General features: G+C 69.7%; 11 protein-coding genes. All 11 read left to right on the top strand.

Going from position 1 to position 16882, the window contains the following annotated elements; translation table 11 throughout:
- The first annotated feature begins 445 nt into the window (after window positions 1-445).
- Window positions 446-3298 carry an aconitate hydratase gene (locus H181DRAFT_RS18660; protein ID WP_045865689.1) on the top strand — a complete coding sequence of 951 codons (2853 nt, stop codon included), beginning with the start codon at window positions 446-448 and terminating at the stop codon, window positions 3296-3298.
- A gap of 334 nt (window positions 3299-3632) precedes the next feature.
- Window positions 3633-5057 carry an N-acetylglucosamine/diacetylchitobiose ABC transporter substrate-binding protein gene (gene ngcE, locus H181DRAFT_RS18665; RefSeq protein WP_045865690.1) on the top strand — a complete coding sequence of 475 codons (1425 nt, stop codon included), beginning with the start codon at window positions 3633-3635 and terminating at the stop codon, window positions 5055-5057.
- Window positions 5058-5104: 47 nt separating this feature from the next.
- Window positions 5105-6028, top strand: a complete 924-nt coding sequence (locus H181DRAFT_RS18670; RefSeq protein WP_045865691.1) for a carbohydrate ABC transporter permease — start codon at window positions 5105-5107, stop codon at window positions 6026-6028.
- On the top strand, window positions 6028-6972 hold the full coding sequence (locus tag H181DRAFT_RS18675; RefSeq protein ID WP_078895828.1) for a carbohydrate ABC transporter permease: 945 nt from the start codon (window positions 6028-6030) through the stop codon (window positions 6970-6972). The genes H181DRAFT_RS18670 and H181DRAFT_RS18675 overlap by 1 nt, the downstream gene beginning before the upstream one ends.
- Window positions 6973-7161: 189 nt before the next feature.
- The gene (locus H181DRAFT_RS18680) at window positions 7162-8469 is read left to right on the top strand and encodes an ROK family transcriptional regulator (protein ID WP_045865692.1); all 1308 of its coding nucleotides are present in this window, start codon (window positions 7162-7164) and stop codon (window positions 8467-8469) included.
- Between the two features lie 230 nt (window positions 8470-8699).
- Window positions 8700-9791 carry a substrate-binding domain-containing protein gene (locus tag H181DRAFT_RS18685; protein WP_045865693.1) on the top strand — a complete coding sequence of 364 codons (1092 nt, stop codon included), beginning with the start codon at window positions 8700-8702 and terminating at the stop codon, window positions 9789-9791.
- A 99-nt stretch (window positions 9792-9890) separates the two neighbouring features.
- Window positions 9891-10688, top strand: coding sequence for an ATP-binding cassette domain-containing protein (locus H181DRAFT_RS18690; RefSeq protein ID WP_045865694.1), 798 nt, complete (start codon window positions 9891-9893; stop codon window positions 10686-10688).
- Between the two features lie 50 nt (window positions 10689-10738).
- The gene (locus H181DRAFT_RS18695) at window positions 10739-11995 is read left to right on the top strand and encodes a sugar ABC transporter permease (protein WP_045865854.1); all 1257 of its coding nucleotides are present in this window, start codon (window positions 10739-10741) and stop codon (window positions 11993-11995) included.
- A gap of 530 nt (window positions 11996-12525) precedes the next feature.
- Window positions 12526-14436: a 1-deoxy-D-xylulose-5-phosphate synthase gene (dxs, locus tag H181DRAFT_RS18700; protein ID WP_175439802.1), complete on the top strand. Its 1911-nt coding sequence runs from the start codon at window positions 12526-12528 to the stop codon at window positions 14434-14436.
- A gap of 90 nt (window positions 14437-14526) precedes the next feature.
- Entirely contained in the window at window positions 14527-16047 is a 1521-nt protein-coding gene (locus tag H181DRAFT_RS18705; RefSeq protein ID WP_045865696.1) for a glycosyltransferase family 39 protein, read from the top strand.
- A gap of 169 nt (window positions 16048-16216) precedes the next feature.
- Entirely contained in the window at window positions 16217-16882 is a 666-nt protein-coding gene (locus H181DRAFT_RS18710) for a DedA family protein (protein ID WP_045865697.1), read from the top strand.

Here is a 16882-nt window from a genome sequence, read left to right on the forward strand (position 1 = left end):
CCGGCAGATTCCCTGCTCCCCGGCGGCGGGTGGCGAGGGCGGTTCCCGGTCCGAAGCGGGGGCCGGGTGCCGCTTCTGCCTGCGGATTCCGGGGTGACGCGGCCGCCCCGCCCGTGCCTGCCGCGCCTGCCGCCCAAACCAGACCGCCTGTCCCCGTGTCCGGCCGGAGCGGACCGCTTGTTGCGGAGTTGTCGAATATCCCGGGTGGCCGGGCTCGTGCCCAGCGAGACGTTTGCCGTCCTCTCCGGGGAGCACTTCGGCAGAGCCGGGGGATTGGGCATGACCGGTCGACAGTCGTGTACTAGAGTTATCTCGACATCGAGATAACTGCCGAAAGCGCACATACGACCGCTGCCGAGCAAGGCTTGCCTGCTCTCACAGCGCCCGTCCGGGGTCCCCGGCACCGTCCGGGGAGATCGGCAATGACGTACTGAAGGAGACTGTCGTGTCGGCGAACAGCTTCGACGCCCGCAGCACGCTGCAGGTGGGCGACGAGTCGTACGAGATCTTCAAGCTGGACAAGGTGGAGGGCTCGGCCCGTCTCCCGTACAGCCTGAAGGTCCTGCTGGAGAACCTCCTCCGCACCGAGGACGGCGCGAACATCACCGCCGACCACATCCGCGCGGTGGGCGGCTGGGACGCCAAGGCCCGGCCCAGCCAGGAGATCCAGTTCACGCCGGCACGCGTGATCATGCAGGACTTCACCGGCGTGCCCTGCGTGGTCGACCTGGCGACGATGCGCGAGGCCGTCAAGGAGCTCGGCGGCGACGCGGACCGCATCAACCCGCTCGCCCCCGCCGAGCTGGTCATCGACCACTCCGTGATCGCGGACAAGTTCGGCACGCCCGGCGCCTTCGCCGAGAACGTGGAGCTGGAGTACGGCCGCAACAAGGAGCGCTACCAGTTCCTGCGGTGGGGCCAGACCGCCTTCGACGAGTTCAAGGTCGTACCGCCCGGCACCGGCATCGTGCACCAGGTCAACATCGAGCACCTGGCCCGCACGGTCATGGTCCGGGGCGGCCAGGCATACCCCGACACCCTCGTGGGCACCGACTCGCACACCACGATGGTCAACGGCCTCGGCGTCCTCGGCTGGGGCGTCGGCGGTATCGAGGCCGAGGCCGCCATGCTCGGCCAGCCCGTCTCGATGCTCATCCCGAGCGTGGTCGGCTTCAAGCTGACCGGCGAGCTCCCCACGGGCACCACCGCGACCGACCTGGTCCTCACGATCACGGAGATGCTCCGCAAGCACGGCGTGGTCGGCAAGTTCGTCGAGTTCTACGGCGAGGGCGTCGGCGCCGTCCCGCTCGCGAACCGCGCCACGATCGGCAACATGTCGCCGGAGTTCGGCTCCACCGCGGCGATCTTCCCGATCGACGAGGAGACCATCAACTACCTCAGGCTCACGGGCCGTTCGCAGAGCCAGCTCGCGCTGGTCGAGGCGTACGCCAAGGAGCAGGGCCTGTGGCACGAGGCCGCGAACGAGCCGGACTACAGCGAATACCTGGAGCTGGACCTCTCCACGGTCGTCCCGTCGATCGCCGGTCCCAAGCGCCCGCAGGACCGCATCGCGCTCTCCCAGGCCAAGCAGCAGTTCCTCGCCGACCTTCCCGACTACGTCGCCGAGGACGTCACGGGCGGCTCCGATCGCAAGCCCGGCGTGCCCCAGCAGGAGAAGCCGCACGGCGTGGCCTCCCCGGTGGACGAGGCGGGCTCCGAGTCCTTCCCGGCGAGCGACTCCCCGGCGTACGCGCACGACGAGAACGGCGACGGCAAGCCCTTCCACACCGCCATCGACCCCACGGTGGAGGGCCTCAGCAACGTCGTGACGGTCACCGGCCCCGACGGCAAGTCCTACGAGATCGACCACGGCGCCGTCGTGGTCGCCGCGATCACCTCGTGCACCAACACGTCGAACCCGTACGTCATGGTCGGTGCGGCGCTCGTGGCGAAGAAGGCCGTGGAGAAGGGCCTCACCCGCAAGCCGTGGGTCAAGACGACCCTCGCCCCCGGTTCGCAGGTCGTCATGGACTACTACGACCGGGCCGGCCTCACCCCGTACCTCGACAAGCTCGGCTTCAACCTCGTCGGGTACGGCTGCACCACCTGCATCGGCAACTCCGGCCCGCTGCCGGAGGAGGTCTCCAAGGCCGTCAACGACAACGACCTCGCCGTCGCGGCCGTCCTCTCCGGCAACCGCAACTTCGAGGGCCGGATCAACCCCGACGTGAAGATGAACTACCTCGCGTCCCCGCCGCTGGTCGTCGCCTACGCCATCGCGGGTTCGATGAAGGTCGACATCACCACCGAGCCCCTCGGCACCGACCAGGACGGCAACCCCGTCCACCTGGCCGACCTGTGGCCCTCCGAGCACGAGGTGGAGGAGGTCGTGGCCTCCGCCATCGGTCAGGAGATGTACACGAAGGGTTACACCGACGTCTTCGCGGGCGACGCCCAGTGGCAGGCGCTGCCCGTGCCGACGGGCAACACCTTCGAGTGGGACCCGGAGTCCACGTACGTGCGCAAGCCCCCGTACTTCGACGGCATGGGCCGTGAGCCCTCGCCGGTGGGCGACATCTCGGGTGCGCGCGTGCTGGCCAAGCTGGGGGACTCCGTCACCACCGACCACATCTCCCCGGCCGGCGCGATCAAGGCGGACACCCCTGCGGGCCAGTACCTCACCGAGCACGGTGTGGCCCGCCGCGACTTCAACAGCTACGGCTCGCGGCGCGGCAACCACGAGGTGATGATCCGCGGCACCTTCGCCAACATCCGGCTGCGCAACCAGATCGCGCCGGGCACCGAGGGCGGATACACCCGGGACTTCACGCGGACCGCCGAAGGTGACGGGGAGGCGCCGGTCTCCTTCATCTACGACGCCTCGCAGAACTACCAGTCCCAGGGCATCCCGCTGGTCGTCCTCGCCGGCAAGGAGTACGGCTCCGGCTCGTCCCGCGACTGGGCCGCGAAGGGCACCGCGCTGCTGGGCGTGAAGGCCGTCGTCGCCGAGTCCTACGAGCGCATCCACCGCTCGAACCTCATCGGCATGGGCGTGCTGCCGCTGCAGTTCCCCGAGGGGCAGAGCGCCGAGTCGCTGGGGCTGACGGGCGAGGAGACCTTCGACATCACCGGGATCACCGCCCTCAACGACGGCGGCGTCCCCGGGACGGTCAAGGTCACCACGGACAGCGGGGTCGAGTTCGATGCCACCGTGCGCATCGACACCCCCGGTGAGGCCGACTACTACCGCAACGGCGGGATCATGCAGTACGTGCTGCGCTCGCTGCTGCGCAAGTAGGCAGCCGCACAGCCGCGGAAGGCGCGCACCGAGGCGGGTGCCGGGTACGTCCCGGCGCCCGCCTTCGGCGTACGCCGAGCCGCCGGCGTCCGGGGAGGTCTCAACTCGGGAAAGACTCACCATTCGGGTTGCTTTGATCTTGCCCTGTTGACGCCAAGTGGACTATACCTGTCGGCACCTCACGAGGGCCCCGTGCGCGCGGCGCTCCTGGCGGTAGCGAGAAAAAGAGCACCACTCAGCTTCAACTGACCCGCGGTGTCGGGCCCTTCGCCGGTGGGCGAACGTCGGGAGACCGGAACACCGCCTGAGTCCTGGAGAAGGCGAGGACTTGAGCATGGGATCAACCAACGTCAACCGCCGTGATCTGATCAAGCGATCGGCCGCAGCCGGCCTCATAGCCGTCCCCGCGGTGGGCGCGCTGACCTCGTGTGCCAGCGGCAGCGGCGAGGACAACAAGGTCGACAAGGGCAAGAAGACCAAGGACAACCCGCTCGGCGTGAACAAGAGCGCGCCCCTGGAGATCTACATCTTCGACGGCGGCTTCGGCACCAAGTACGCCAAGGACGCCCAGGCCGTCTACGAGAAGAACTTCCCCAAGGCCAAGACCAAGCTGAAGTCGACCCAGAAGATCCAGTCCGTGCTCCAGCCGCGCTTCAACGGCGGCACGCCCCCGGACCTGATCGACAACTCGGGCGCCGAGCAGATGGACATGGGCGTCCTCGTGGGCAAGAAGCAGCTCACCGACCTCACGGAGCTGCTGGACGCGCCCTCCATCGACGACCCCGGCAAGAAGGTCCGCGACACCCTGCGCCCCGGCGTGGTGGAGATGGGCCAGTTCGACGGCAACCCCGTCTGGATCCTGTACTACGCCTACACCGTCTACGGCGTCTGGTACTCGCAGAAGGCGCTCGACAAGCTCGACGTGGAGTACCCGGAGACCTGGGACGACATGCTCTCGGTCTGCGCCAAGGCGAAGAAGAAGGGCATCGCGGGCTGGACGTACGCGGGCAAGCACCCCTACTACCTGCCCTTCAGCCTCTACCCCTTCATGGCCAAGATCGGCGGCACGAAGGTCCTGGAGGCCATCGACAACCTGGAGCCGGGCGCCTGGAAGCAGCCGGCCGTGAAGGCGGCCCTCGAGGCGTACTACGAGCTGTACAAGAAGGGCTACGTCCTCGACGGCACCCCCGGGCTGGACCACATCGAGTCGCAGACCGCCTGGAACGAGGGCAAGGCGCTGTTCATCCCGAACGGCTCCTGGGTGGAGAACGAGGCGAAGAAGACGACGCCCAAGGACTTCGAGATGCGGGTCGCCGCACCCTCCGGTCTGGACAGCGGCGACAAGCTGCCGTTCGGCACGCTGTGGGCCTCCGGAGGCGAGCCGTTCATCGTGCCGGCCAAGGCCAAGAACCCCACCGGCGGCATGGAGCAGCTGCGCATCATGCTCGGTGAGGACTCCTCGAAGAACTTCACCAAGCAGGTCTCGTCGCTGACGTCCTTCGACGGCGGCACCGACGGCCTGGACCTGCCCCCCGGCCTGAAGTCGGCCGTGGGCGCCCTGGACAAGGCGGGCAAGAACATCGTCAACCCCCGCATCCAGGACTGGTACGTCGCCCTGCAGAAGGAGAAGATCGGCGTGGCCTGCCTGGGCGAGATGATGGCCGGCCGGATGACCCCCGCCGAGGCCATGAAGAAGGCCCAGCAGTTCACCGACGAGGCGCGTGAAGACGACTCCATCACGCACTACAAGCACAACTGAATGAGCGTGACCAGCGGCGGCAGCACTTCGATCGGAGTCGGTGAGTAATGGAGCACGGCAAGTACCGGTTCATCGTGGGGTTCTTGATCGCTCCCCTCACGATCTACGCGGTCTTTGTCATCTGGCCGTTCGCCCAGTCGATCTACTATTCGTTCACCGACTGGACCGGCCTGAGTCCCGACTTCAAGATGGTCGGCTTCGACAACTACGCCAAGTTGTTCGGCGACGACGTCTTCTGGAAGTCGTTGCAGCACAGCCTGCTGTTCCTCGTGCTGCTGCCGCTGGTGACGATCAGCCTCGCGCTGTTCTTCGCGTTCATGATCAACGTCGGGGGGCGGCGGCGGAAGAACTCCGCCGTCTCCGGCGTGCGCGGGTCCAGCTTCTACAAGATCGTCTACTTCTTCCCGCAGGTGCTGTCGATCGCCATCGTCGCGCTGCTCTTCCGCTTCGCGTACAACCCGCGCAGCGGCTCGCTCAACGCGGCGCTGGACGCCGTGGGCCTGTCCTCGTTGAAGACGGCGTGGCTGGGCGACCCGGAGACGGCCCTGTGGGCCGTCATGGCCGTGATGGTGTGGAGCACGGTCGGCTTCTTCGTCGTCCTCTTCTCGGCCGCCATGACGTCCATCCCGCGTGACTACTACGAGGCCGCGCTGCTGGACGGCGCGGACCGCATCACCACGTTCTTCCGGATCACGCTGCCGCTGCTGTGGGACACCGTGCAGTCCGGCTGGATCTACATGGGCATCCTGGCGCTGGGCGCCGAGGCGTTCGCGGTGGTGCAGATCATGACGACGGGCCCGGGCGGCCCCGCCTACTCGACGACCGTGCTTCCGCTGTACGTGTACCTGAAGGCGTTCCGCGACGGCCAGGCCGCCTACGCGACGACGATCGGCGTGGCACTCCTGGTGGTGACCCTGGCCTTCGCGGCCGTCGTGCTGAAACTCGGTCGCCGGGAGAGGTTGGAGTACTGATGAAGAGCGCCGGCACCCTTCCCGAGGAACCGGAGATGACGGAGACGCAGTCGGTGGGCAAGGCACTCACCGCCGACCCGCTGCGGGGCACCGCCGACAAGGAGAGCGCACGGGGCAGCGAGGGCAGGACCCTCAACGTCTTCTCGCACGGGATGCTCGTCCTGTGGGCCGTGATGGTGGTGATGCCGCTGCTGTGGGCGGTGATGACCTCCTTCAAGGACGACAAGAGCATCTTCACCTCGCCCTGGTCGCTGCCGACCTCGCTCAACTTCGACAACTGGTCGCGCGCCTGGAGCCAGGCGCACATGAGTGAGTACTTCTTCAACACCCTGCTGGTGGTGGGAGGTTCACTGTTCGGCACCATGCTCCTGGGCAGCATGGTGGCGTACGTCCTCGCCCGGTTCGACTTCCCCGGGAACCGCTTCTTCTACTTCCTGTTCATCGGCGGGATGAGCTTCCCGATCATCCTGGCCCTCGTGCCGCTCTTCTACGTCATGAGCAACACCGGCCTGCTGAACACCCGGCACGGCCTGATCCTCGCCTACATCGCGTACTCGCTGCCGTTCACGACGTTCTTCCTGACGTCCTTCTTCCGCTCGCTGCCGACGTCGGTGGCGGAGGCGGCGCTCATCGACGGGGCCTCCCACACGAGGACCTTCTTCCAGGTGATGCTGCCGATGGCGAAGCCCGGCCTGATCAGCGTGGGCATCTTCAACTTCCTCGGCCAGTGGAACCAGTACATGCTGCCGACGGTGCTCAACACCGACCCCGACCAGCGGGTGCTCACCCAGGGACTGGTCGAACTGGCCGCCAGCCAGGGCTACAAGGGGGACTGGTCGGGCCTGTTCGCGGGGCTGGTGATGGCCATGCTGCCCGTGCTGGCGGCGTACATCATCTTCCAGAGGCAGGTCGTCGCCGGTCTCACGGCGGGTGCGCTGAAGTAGCTTCGCGCTTCCGCTCACGCTCCTGCGGGCCTCCACAGGTGAGCGCAATACCTCGCTCAAGGTCTTGACGGGAGAGATCCCCTCGGGCTCTGCTTAGAGTTCATATGTTGGAGGCATGCCGTTCCATTGACGCGGTGCGGCGGACGGTCCGATGGTCGCGCCGGCCGTCGAGGCGGGAGTGGATCAGTGGTGGAGACTCCGGGGTCGCAGTCCTCTCTGCACCGGGCCAATCTTGAACGGGTCGTGCGCGCGGTGCGGATGGCCGGCTCGCTGACCCAGGCGGAGATCGCCCGCACGACCGGCCTGTCCGCGGCGACGGTCTCCAACATCGTCCGGGAGTTGAAGGAGAGCGGCACCGTCCAGGTGACCCCCACCTCCGCCGGCGGGCGCCGGGCGAGGGCGGTCTCCCTCAGCGGCGACGCGGGCGCCGTCGTCGGCGTCGACTTCGGCCACTCCCATCTGCGGGTGGCCGTCGGCAACCTGGCGCACCAGGTGCTCGCCGAGGAGGCCGAGCCGATCGACGTGGACGCGTCCGCCGACGAGGGCTTCGACCGTGCCGAGCAGCTCGTCCACCGCCTCGTCGCCACCACCGGCATCAGCCGCGAGAAGCTGATCGGCGTCGGACTCGGCGTCCCCGGCCCCATCGACGTGGAGACGGGCGAGCTGGGCTCGACGTCGATCCTGCCGGGCTGGGCCGGCACCCATCCCCGCCAGGAGCTGGCCTCGCGCCTGGGCGTGCCCGTCCACGTCGACAACGACGCCAACCTCGGCGCTCTCGGCGAGCAGGTGTGGGGCAACGGCCGCGGTGCCGGCGACCTCGCGTACATCAAGGTCGCCAGCGGTGTCGGCGCGGGCCTCGTCATCAGCGGCCAGATCTACCGCGGCCCGGGCGGCACGGCGGGCGAGATCGGGCACATCACCCTCGACGAGTCGGGGCCCGTCTGCCGCTGCGGCAACCGCGGCTGCCTGGAGACGTTCACCGCCGCCCGCTACGTCCTGCCGCTGCTGCACTCGAGCCACGGCACGGACCTGACGATGACGCGCGTCGTCGAGCTCGCACGGGACGGCGACCCGGGCTGCCGCCGCGTGGTGGCCGACATCGGCCGGCACATCGGCAGCGGCGTGGCCAACCTGTGCAACCTGCTCAACCCCAGCCGCGTCGTGCTCGGCGGCGACCTCGCCGAAGCGGGCGACCTGGTGCTGGGCCCCGTGCGGGACTCGGTGGCGCGGTACGCGATCCCCAGCGCCGCACGGCAGTTGACCGTCGTGCCGGGAACCCTCGGCGGCCGCGCGGAGGTGCTGGGCGCGCTGGCGCTCGTGCTGAGCGAGATGGGCGACGCGACGCTGCTGGACTCGGCGGGCGGCTCGTCGCCCGGCGGGCAGGTCAAGGGCGAGCCGGGGACGAGGCGGAACAGATCGGCGTCGGCGCGTGCCGGAGCCTCCTCGGAGGGCGGCCGGCGGCGGACGCCCGTCGGCGCGGTGGTGGGATTCTCCTGACGCCGTCGCGCGGCGGCCCGGGCGGCCCCTCCGCACCGCGGGCGGGCGCTTCCGACTCCGTACCGGGCCCGGACGGTTACCTAAAGTACCGTTTTGGGTTCACGCAGATAACGGATGGCATCGTTGCCGTCTCGTTAATGATTTACTTCTTGACGCTTGACTTCCCTCAGAGTTGACTTCCGACCACCTCGGCCGCAACGACGCGGCCCCGTCAGGGAGGTTGGAACCCCATGAACGCAAAGGTGCGTCGCGTCGTCATAGGTACGGCGGCCGTCTCGATGGCCCTGTCGCTCGCCGCGTGCGGCAAGGCAGGCGGTGGCGACGGCGGCGGTGGCGGAGACGACAAGACCATCGGTCTTCTGCTGCCGGAGAACAAGACCACTCGCTACGAGACGTTCGACCGTCCGTACATCGAGAAGAAGATCAAGTCTCTCTGCTCGGAATGCAAGGTGAAGTACAACAACGCCTCGCAGGACTCCGAGACGCAGAAGAAGCAGTTCGACGCGCTCATCGCCCAGGGCGTCAAGACGATCATCCTCGACGCCGTGGACGCTCAGGCCACCAAGTCGTGGGTGGACCGGGCCGCGAAGAAGGACGTCAAGGTCGTGGCGTACGACCGCCTCGCCGAAGGCGACATCTCCGCCTACATCTCCTACGACAACGAGCGGATCGGCGAACTGCAGGGCCAGGGCCTCGTCGACGCGCTCGGGGACAAGGCGCAGGACAGCAACGTCGTCATGATCAACGGGTCGCCCACGGACCCGAACGCCCCGCTGTTCAAGAAGGGCGCGCACAGCGTGCTCGACAAGAAGGTCAAGAAGGTCGTCTACGAGCAGGACATCCCGGACTGGTCGCCGGACGAGGCGAACAAGAAGATGGGCGCCGCGATCACCAAGCTCGGCAAGGACGGCTTCGACGGCGTCTACGCCGCCAACGACGGCATGGCCGGCGGCGTCTCGACCGCCATGAAGAAGCAGGGCGTCAAGGACGTGCCGCTCGGTGGCCAGGACGCCGAACTCGCCGGTCTGCAGCGCATCATCAAGGGCGACCAGACGCTCACGATCTACAAGGCGATCAAGCCGCAGGCCGAGACGACCGCCGAGATCGCGGTGGCTCTCCTCAAGGGCGAGAAGATCGACGAGTTCACGCCGAAGAAGGTCGACAGCAAGAGCAAGAAGGGCGTTCCGTCCCAGCTGTACGACGCCAAGATCGTGACCAAGGACAACATCGAGGACACGATCCTCAAGGACAAGGTCTACAAGGTCGACCAGATCTGCACGCCGCAGTTCGAGAAGGCGTGCGAGGCAGCCGGTCTGAAGTGACCCCCGGGCCACGGCGCGTGGCCCGCAGCCATCGGGAAGTGAAGGCCGCCGCCCCCGCCCGCCGGGGGCGGCGGCCGACGGAAGATCGGAGTTGGCCCAGTGGCGAAGGAAGCCGTACTGGCGCTGCGCGGGATCTCCAAGCGGTTCGGTGCCGTGCAGGCGCTCACCGACGTGGATCTGGAAGTACGACCCGGCGAGGTGATCGCCTTGGTGGGCGACAACGGCGCCGGCAAATCGACCCTGGTGAAGACCATCGCCGGGGTCCACCCCATCGACGACGGCACGATCGAGTGGGAGGGCAGGGCGGTCGCGATCAACAGGCCGCACGATGCCCAGGACCTCGGTATCGCCACCGTCTACCAGGACCTCGCCCTGTGCGACAACCTGGACGTCGTCGCGAACCTGTTCCTCGGCAACGAGGTGCGCAGCGCCGCGGTTCTGGACGAGATCGCCATGGAGAAGCGGGCGATGGAGCTGCTGGACACGCTCTCCATCCGCATCCCCAGCGTCCGTATACCTGTCGCGTCGCTCTCCGGAGGCCAGCGGCAGGTCGTCGCCATCGCCCGCGCGCTCATCGGGGACCCCAAAGTGGTCATCCTCGACGAGCCGACCGCGGCGCTCGGCGTCGAGCAGACGGCCCAGGTCCTCGACCTCGTGGAGCGGCTGCGGGAACGCGGCCTCGCCGTCATCCTCATCAGCCACAACATGGCGGACGTCAAGGCCGTCGCCGACCGTGTGGCCGTGCTGCGCCTGGGCCGCAACAACGGCGTCTTCGACGTGGCGAGCACCTCCAACGAGGAGGTCATCGCGGCGATCACGGGCGCGTCGGACAACGCGGTCACCCGCCGTCAGGCGCGTACCGCGACGGCCGGCACCGACAAGGAGGTGGCCAAGTGAGCGACACCGTCGACAAGGAACGCGGCGAGAGCGGTCCGGCGCCGGACGCGCTGACGAAGACCCCTGACGCGGCCGCCCCCGGCGGCGGTGCCGCGGTCGACCCGCGGCTCCTCGTACGCGAACAGGGCTTCGCGGGCTACCTGACGGACTTCAAGCGCCGGGTGAAGGGGGGCGAGCTCGGCTCGCTGCCCGTCGTGCTCGGGCTGATCATCATCGCCGTCATCTTCCAGTCGCTGAACGACAACTTCCTCTCCGCGGGCAGCGTCAGCGACATCGGCGTCTACATCGCCGGTACGGGCATCATGGCGACCGGCATCGTCTTCGTGCTGCTGCTCGGCGAGATCGACCTGTCGGTCGGTTCGGTCGCTGGCGTGGGCGCCGCCGTGTGGGCGGTCCTCAGCGTCACGAACGACGTGAACGACTGGCTGGCGGTGCTCATCGCCATCGCCTCCGGTCTCGCCATCGGCACCCTGCACGGCTTCTTCTTCGCCAGGGTCGGCGTACCCGCGTTCGTGGTCACCCTCGCCGGGTTCCTCGGCTGGAGCGGCCTGCAGATCTGGCTGATGGGCTCCGAGGGCAGCATCAACACTCCCGAGGGCAGCGTCGTCGAGGACCTGACCGGCTACTACTTCGAGGACATCGCCGCCGCCTACGGCCTGGCACTGGTGGCCGTACTCGCCTACGCCGCGGCCCTGTTGACGGACGCCAAGCGGCGCCGGGCGGCCCGCCTGCCGTTCAGGCCCGTCAGCGAGATCGTGGTGCGCACGGCGGTCGTGGCGGCGGTGGCGTTCGTCGCCGCCTACGTGCTGAACCAGTCGCGGGGCCTGCCCCTGGCGCTGGTGCTCTTCCTCGCCGTGCTCGTCGTCGCCGACTTCGTGGTGCGCCGCACCACCTACGGCCGGCAGATCTTCGCGGTCGGCGGCAACGCCGAAGCGGCACGCCGGGCCGGCATCAACGTCGAGCGGGTCCGCATCACCGTCTTCGGCATCGCGGGAATGCTCGCGGCCTTCGGCGGGCTGTTCATCGCCAGCCTCTCCGGCGGCGCGACGAAGAGCCTCGGTGCCGGCAACACGCTGATGAACGTGATCGCAGCGGCCGTCATCGGCGGTACGAGCCTGTTCGGCGGACGCGGCAAGATCTGGTCGGCGCTGCTGGGCATCCTCGTCATCCAGTCGATCCAGCAGGGCCTGAACCTGCTCGGCATGGCGAGCGAGATCCAGTACATGATCACCGGTGCGGTGCTGCTGGCCGCCGTGGTCATCGACTCCGTCTCCCGACGTACGCAGAAGACGGCCGGACGTACGTAGCGGGCGCCGGCGCCCGCCCAGTCCGCGGTGAGTCCGAGGCGCCCGGCCGGGAAACCCCGGCCGGGCGCCTCGCGCGTTCCCGCCGTGCCGTGACCGGCCCGTCCCGCGGCTCACCCGGGTGCCGTCCCCGGAACGGGTGCCGTCCGCGGAAGGACAGCGGGACCCCGGCCGGGGCGGGACGGCTCGTTCAGCCCGTGCGACACCCCTGCGAAGCCCTGCGCCAGCCGTTCCGCGTACAGCTCGCTCCACCACTTCCGTACGCCCGGATCGGTGAAGTCCGGTCCGCGGCCCCTTCCCCGCGCCCGCCCGCCGGCAGCCCGCCGGGCCGCTGCTGCCGCGCCCAGTCGGGTGACCCATCTCGCACGACCGGAAGAACCCGTCTCCGGTAGGAACATTAGACTCGTCTGAATCAGCACAGTCGAGATGCTCGACAGCAAGGAGGCACCGTGGATAAGGGGCCGCGCTCCGCGCGCCATCCCGGGTCGGGGGCGGTGGAGTTCCCCAGGGCACAGCGAAGGGGAAGGTGGGACCTGCTGACCCGTGTGAAGGGTCCACGTGACCTCGACGATCTCGCGCCCGAGCAGCTGGAGCAGCTTGCCGGGGAGGTCCGCTCGTTCCTGGTCGACTCGGTGGCCAAGACAGGCGGGCACCTGGGGCCCAACCTGGGCGTCGTCGAGCTGACCATCGCGCTGCACCGCGTGTTCGATTCCCCCAAGGACAGCATCCTCTTCGACACCGGCCACCAGAGCTACGTGCACAAGCTGCTGACCGGGCGTCAGGACTTCTCCCGGCTCCGCCTCAAGGGCGGCCTCTCCGGGTACCCCTCGCGTGCCGAGTCCGAGCACGACGTCATCGAGAACAGCCACGCCTCCACCGTCCTCGGCTGGGCCGACGGCCTCGCCAAGGCCAACGAGGTGCGCCAGAAGGACGACCACGTCGTCGCCGTCATCGGCGACGGCGCGCTGACCGGCGGCATGGCCTGGGAGGCGCTGAACAACATCGCCGCCGCGAAGGACCGTCCGCTCGTCATTGTCGTCAACGACAACGAGCGCAGCTACGCGCCCACCATCGGCGGTCTCGCCAACCACCTCGCCACGCTCCGCACCACCGACGGCTACGAGCGCTTCCTCGCCCGCGGCAAGGAGGTCCTCAACCGCACCCCGGTCGTGGGCAAGCCCCTCTACGAGACGCTGCACGGCGCGAAGAAGGGCCTGAAGGACTTCATCGCCCCGCAGGGCATGTTCGAGGACCTGGGCCTCAAGTACGTCGGCCCCATCGACGGGCACGACGTCGCCGCCGTCGAGTCGGCCCTGCAGCGGGCGAAGCGTTTCGGCGGGCCGGTGCTGGTGCACTGCCTGACGGAGAAGGGCCGCGGCTACCAGCCCGCGCTGGAGGACGAGGCCGACCAGTTCCACGCCGTCCCCGTCATCCACCCCGACACCGGGCTGCCGGTGAAGACCTCGGGCGCCGACTGGACTTCGGTGTTCGGCGAGGAGATGGTCAAGCTCGGCAGGGAACGCGAGGACATCGTGGCCATCACGGCCGCGATGATGCGCCCTGTCGGACTGCACGAGTTCGCCGAGGAGTTCCCCGAGCGCGTCTACGACGTCGGCATCGCCGAGCAGCACGGCGCGGTCTCCGCGGCGGGCCTGGCCACGGGCGGGCTCCACCCCGTCTTCGCCGTGTACGCGACGTTCCTCAACCGCGCCTTCGACCAGTTGCTGATGGACGTCGCGCTCCACAAGTGCGGGGTGACGTTCGTACTGGACCGCGCGGGCGTGACCGGCACCGACGGGGCCTCCCACAACGGCATGTGGGACATGTCGATCCTGCAGTGCGTCCCCGGACTGCGCCTGGCCGCCCCGCGCGACGCCGACCAGGTGCGCGCCCAGCTCCGCGAGGCCGTGGAGGTGGACGACGCCCCGACGGTCGTGCGCTACTCCAAGGGCGCGGTGGGGCCCGCGGTGCCGGCGGTCGGCCGCGTCGGCAGGATGGACGTGCTGCGCAAGGCCTCCGACACGCAGCGCCCCGACGTGCTGCTGGTGTCCGTCGGGGCGCTCGCACCGATGTGCCTCGAGATCGCCGACCTGCTGGACAAGCAGGGGATCTCCACGACCGTCGTGGACCCGCGCTGGGTCAAGCCCGTCGACGAGGAGCTGGCCCCGCTCGCCGAGCAGCACCGCGTCGTGGTGACGGTGGAGGACAACAGCCGTGCGGGCGGCGTCGGTTCGGCCGTCTCGCAGGCGCTGCGCGACGCCGGTGTGGATGTGCCGCTGCGTGACTTCGGCATCCCGGAACGCTTCCTGGACCACGGCTCCCGAGCCGAGGTCATGGCCGAGATCGGGCTCACCGCGCCCGACATCGCCCGGCAGGTCACGGGTCTCGTGGCGAAGCTGGACGGCCGGTTCGAGACGCAGGCCGCGGAGGTGGCACGCGACTGAGGCACCGCCTCGGCACACCGCTGAAGGGCCTGACGGATCCCGCGAGGGACCGGTCAGGCCCTTCGCCGTCGTGCCCGCTAGCTTGAACGCATGCCGACCTCCCGCCCCTCCGCCGCCCCGACGCCGGTGCCCGTACAGGGCCCGCCGCCGCAGCCGGGGGCGGCCCGGCTGCTGCCGGGGAGCTTCTGGAGGCGGCTGCTGCCCGTCCTGGCGCTACTGGCGCTGGTGACCCGTACGCCGTCGTTCGCACGTCCGCTGTGGAATCCGGACGAGGGCTTCCTCGCCACGCAGGCAAGGCAGTTGGAGGCCGGCGGGGCCCTGTACGAGACGGTCGTCGACCGCAAGCCGCCGCTGCTGCCCTGGCTCTACGAGGCCGCGTTCGCGGTCTTCGGGGACGGCTCCCTGTGGCCGCTGCGGGCGGCCGCCGTGGTCGCGGTGCTCACCGGCGCCGTGCTGCTCGCGTCGCTGGCGCGCCGCCGCTGGGGAGACCGGGCGGGCGTGCTCGCGGGGGTCTGCTACGTGCTGGCGTCCGTGGGGCTCGTCCCCGAGGACACGCAGGCGGCGACCTTCGAGGTCTTCATGCTGCCGTGGACCGTCCTCGCCATGTGGTGCGCCGACCGCGGCCGTTGGGCGGGGGCGGGCCTGGCGGTCGCGGCGGCCGCGCTGACGAAGCAGACGGGAGGCGCCGTCCTGCTGCCGGTGCTGTGGCTGCTGTGGCAGTCGCGGTGCGGCAGCCGGGCGGCCGCGCGGCTGCTCGGGGCGGCCGCGCTTCCCGTGCTGGCCTCCGCGCTCGCTCTCGGGCCGGGACGGCTGCTGTTCTGGACGGTGACCGGTTCGGGCGACTACGCGTCGGTCGACGGAGCCGCCGCTCACGCCGCGCTGCGGGCGGCCGCCAACGCGGCGCTGCTGGCGGGGGGTTGCCTGCCGGTCGTCCTCGCGGCGCTGTACGCGCGGCGCCGGGGCGGGAAGCAGCCCCGAGACGGCGGGGGGACGCGGACCGCCGATGTGTGGGTATGGCTGGGCGCGTCCGCCGCCGCCGTGACGGCGGGCTTCCAGTTCTTCGGCCACTACTTCCTGCAACTCACCCCCGCCCTGGCGCTGCTGGCCGCCGCAGCGCTCCGGCATCTGCGCGGACGGCCGCTGTCGGCAGCTCTCGCAGTCCAGGCGCTGGTCACGGCGGGCTTCCTGCTGTGGGCGCTGCTCGCCCCGAACGGCGAACTCGCCCACCAGCAGCGGCTCGCGGCGGAGATCCGCTCCCGCACCGCCCCGTCCGAACGGGTGCTGCTGTGGGGCATGCACCCCGAGACCTACTGGCTCGCCGACCGCGCACCGGCGTCCCGCTACCTGACCGCCGGATTCCTCACCAACTTCAGCGGCGGACGCGGCGGCGTCCGGGTGGGGGAGCGGTACGCCATGGACGGCGCCTGGCCGTACTTCGAAGGCGAGTTGCGGCGCGATCCGCCGGCGCTCGTGGTCGACGACTCGCGCGGCAAGCCCTACGCCGTGCGGCACACGCCGACGCTGCGCGCGTACCTCGGGCGCCACTACGAGCGTGCGGGCACCGTCGGCGGCGCCGTCCTGTACGTCCGCGTGCAGCGCCCCGCGGACTGACCGCCGCCCGGCCGCGTCCCGGGTTCGGCCGGCCGCGTCCCGGGTTCGCCCGGCCGCCTCGCGGGTGTGCCGGGTTGTAGGGCGGGGCCGGTTCCGGGGTAGGCGGGCAGGAACGGCCGAGTCTTCCCCGGGTTGGGCCGGCCGCCTGTCAACGCCGGAAGGGTGACACATGCAGTCCTTGAACCTGGCCTCGGGACAACAGCCCGCGGGGGGCATCGCGGGCTGGGCCTCCGACCTCGTCGAGACCATGGGCGGGCCCGGAGCGGGCCTGGCCATCGCCCTGGAGAACCTGTTCCCTCCCCTTCCCAGCGAGGTGGTGCTGCCCCTCACGGGCTTCGCGGCCGGGCAGGGCGTGCTCTCCCTGGTCTCGGCGCTCTTCTGGACGACTCTGGGCTCGGTGGTCGGCGCGGCCGCCCTCTACTGGCTCGGCGTGCTGCTCGGCCGCGAGCGCCTGCACGCGATCTGGGCGAAGCTGCCGCTGGTGAAGGCCGGGGACCTGACCCGGACCGAGGAGTGGTTCGCCAAGCACGGGACGAAGGCCGTCTTCTTCGGCCGTATGGTCCCCGTCTTCCGCAGCCTGATCTCCGTGCCCGCCGGGGTCGAGCGCATGCGGCTGCCGGTCTTCCTGCTCCTGACCACCGCGGGCAGCCTGATCTGGAACTCCGTGCTGGTGATGGCCGGTTACTGGCTCGGGGACCGGTGGAGCGCGGTCGGGGAGTACGTCGGGCTGTTCTCCAAGGCCGTCGGGGCGCTCCTCGTGGTCGCGCTGGTCGTCTTCGTCGTGATGCGGCTCTCGCAGCACCGCTCCGGACGCACCGGGGACCACCGCTCCTGA

Source organism: Streptomyces sp. WMMB 714 (assembly GCF_900090125.1).
Classification (GTDB): domain Bacteria; phylum Actinomycetota; class Actinomycetes; order Streptomycetales; family Streptomycetaceae; genus Streptomyces; species Streptomyces daqingensis.

Excerpts from the sequence above, each read along its gene's own strand:
- ngcE (WP_045865690.1), top strand. The coding sequence starts at position 3,633 with ATGGGATCAACCAACGTCAACCGCCGTGATCTGATCAAGCGATCGGCC.
- H181DRAFT_RS18670 (WP_045865691.1), top strand. The coding sequence starts at position 5,105 with ATGGAGCACGGCAAGTACCGGTTCATCGTGGGGTTCTTGATCGCTCCC.
- H181DRAFT_RS18675 (WP_078895828.1), top strand. The coding sequence starts at position 6,028 with ATGAAGAGCGCCGGCACCCTTCCCGAGGAACCGGAGATGACGGAGACG.
- H181DRAFT_RS18705 (WP_045865696.1), top strand. The coding sequence starts at position 14,527 with ATGCCGACCTCCCGCCCCTCCGCCGCCCCGACGCCGGTGCCCGTACAG.
- H181DRAFT_RS18685 (WP_045865693.1), top strand. The coding sequence starts at position 8,700 with ATGAACGCAAAGGTGCGTCGCGTCGTCATAGGTACGGCGGCCGTCTCG.
- H181DRAFT_RS18710 (WP_045865697.1), top strand. The coding sequence starts at position 16,217 with ATGCAGTCCTTGAACCTGGCCTCGGGACAACAGCCCGCGGGGGGCATC.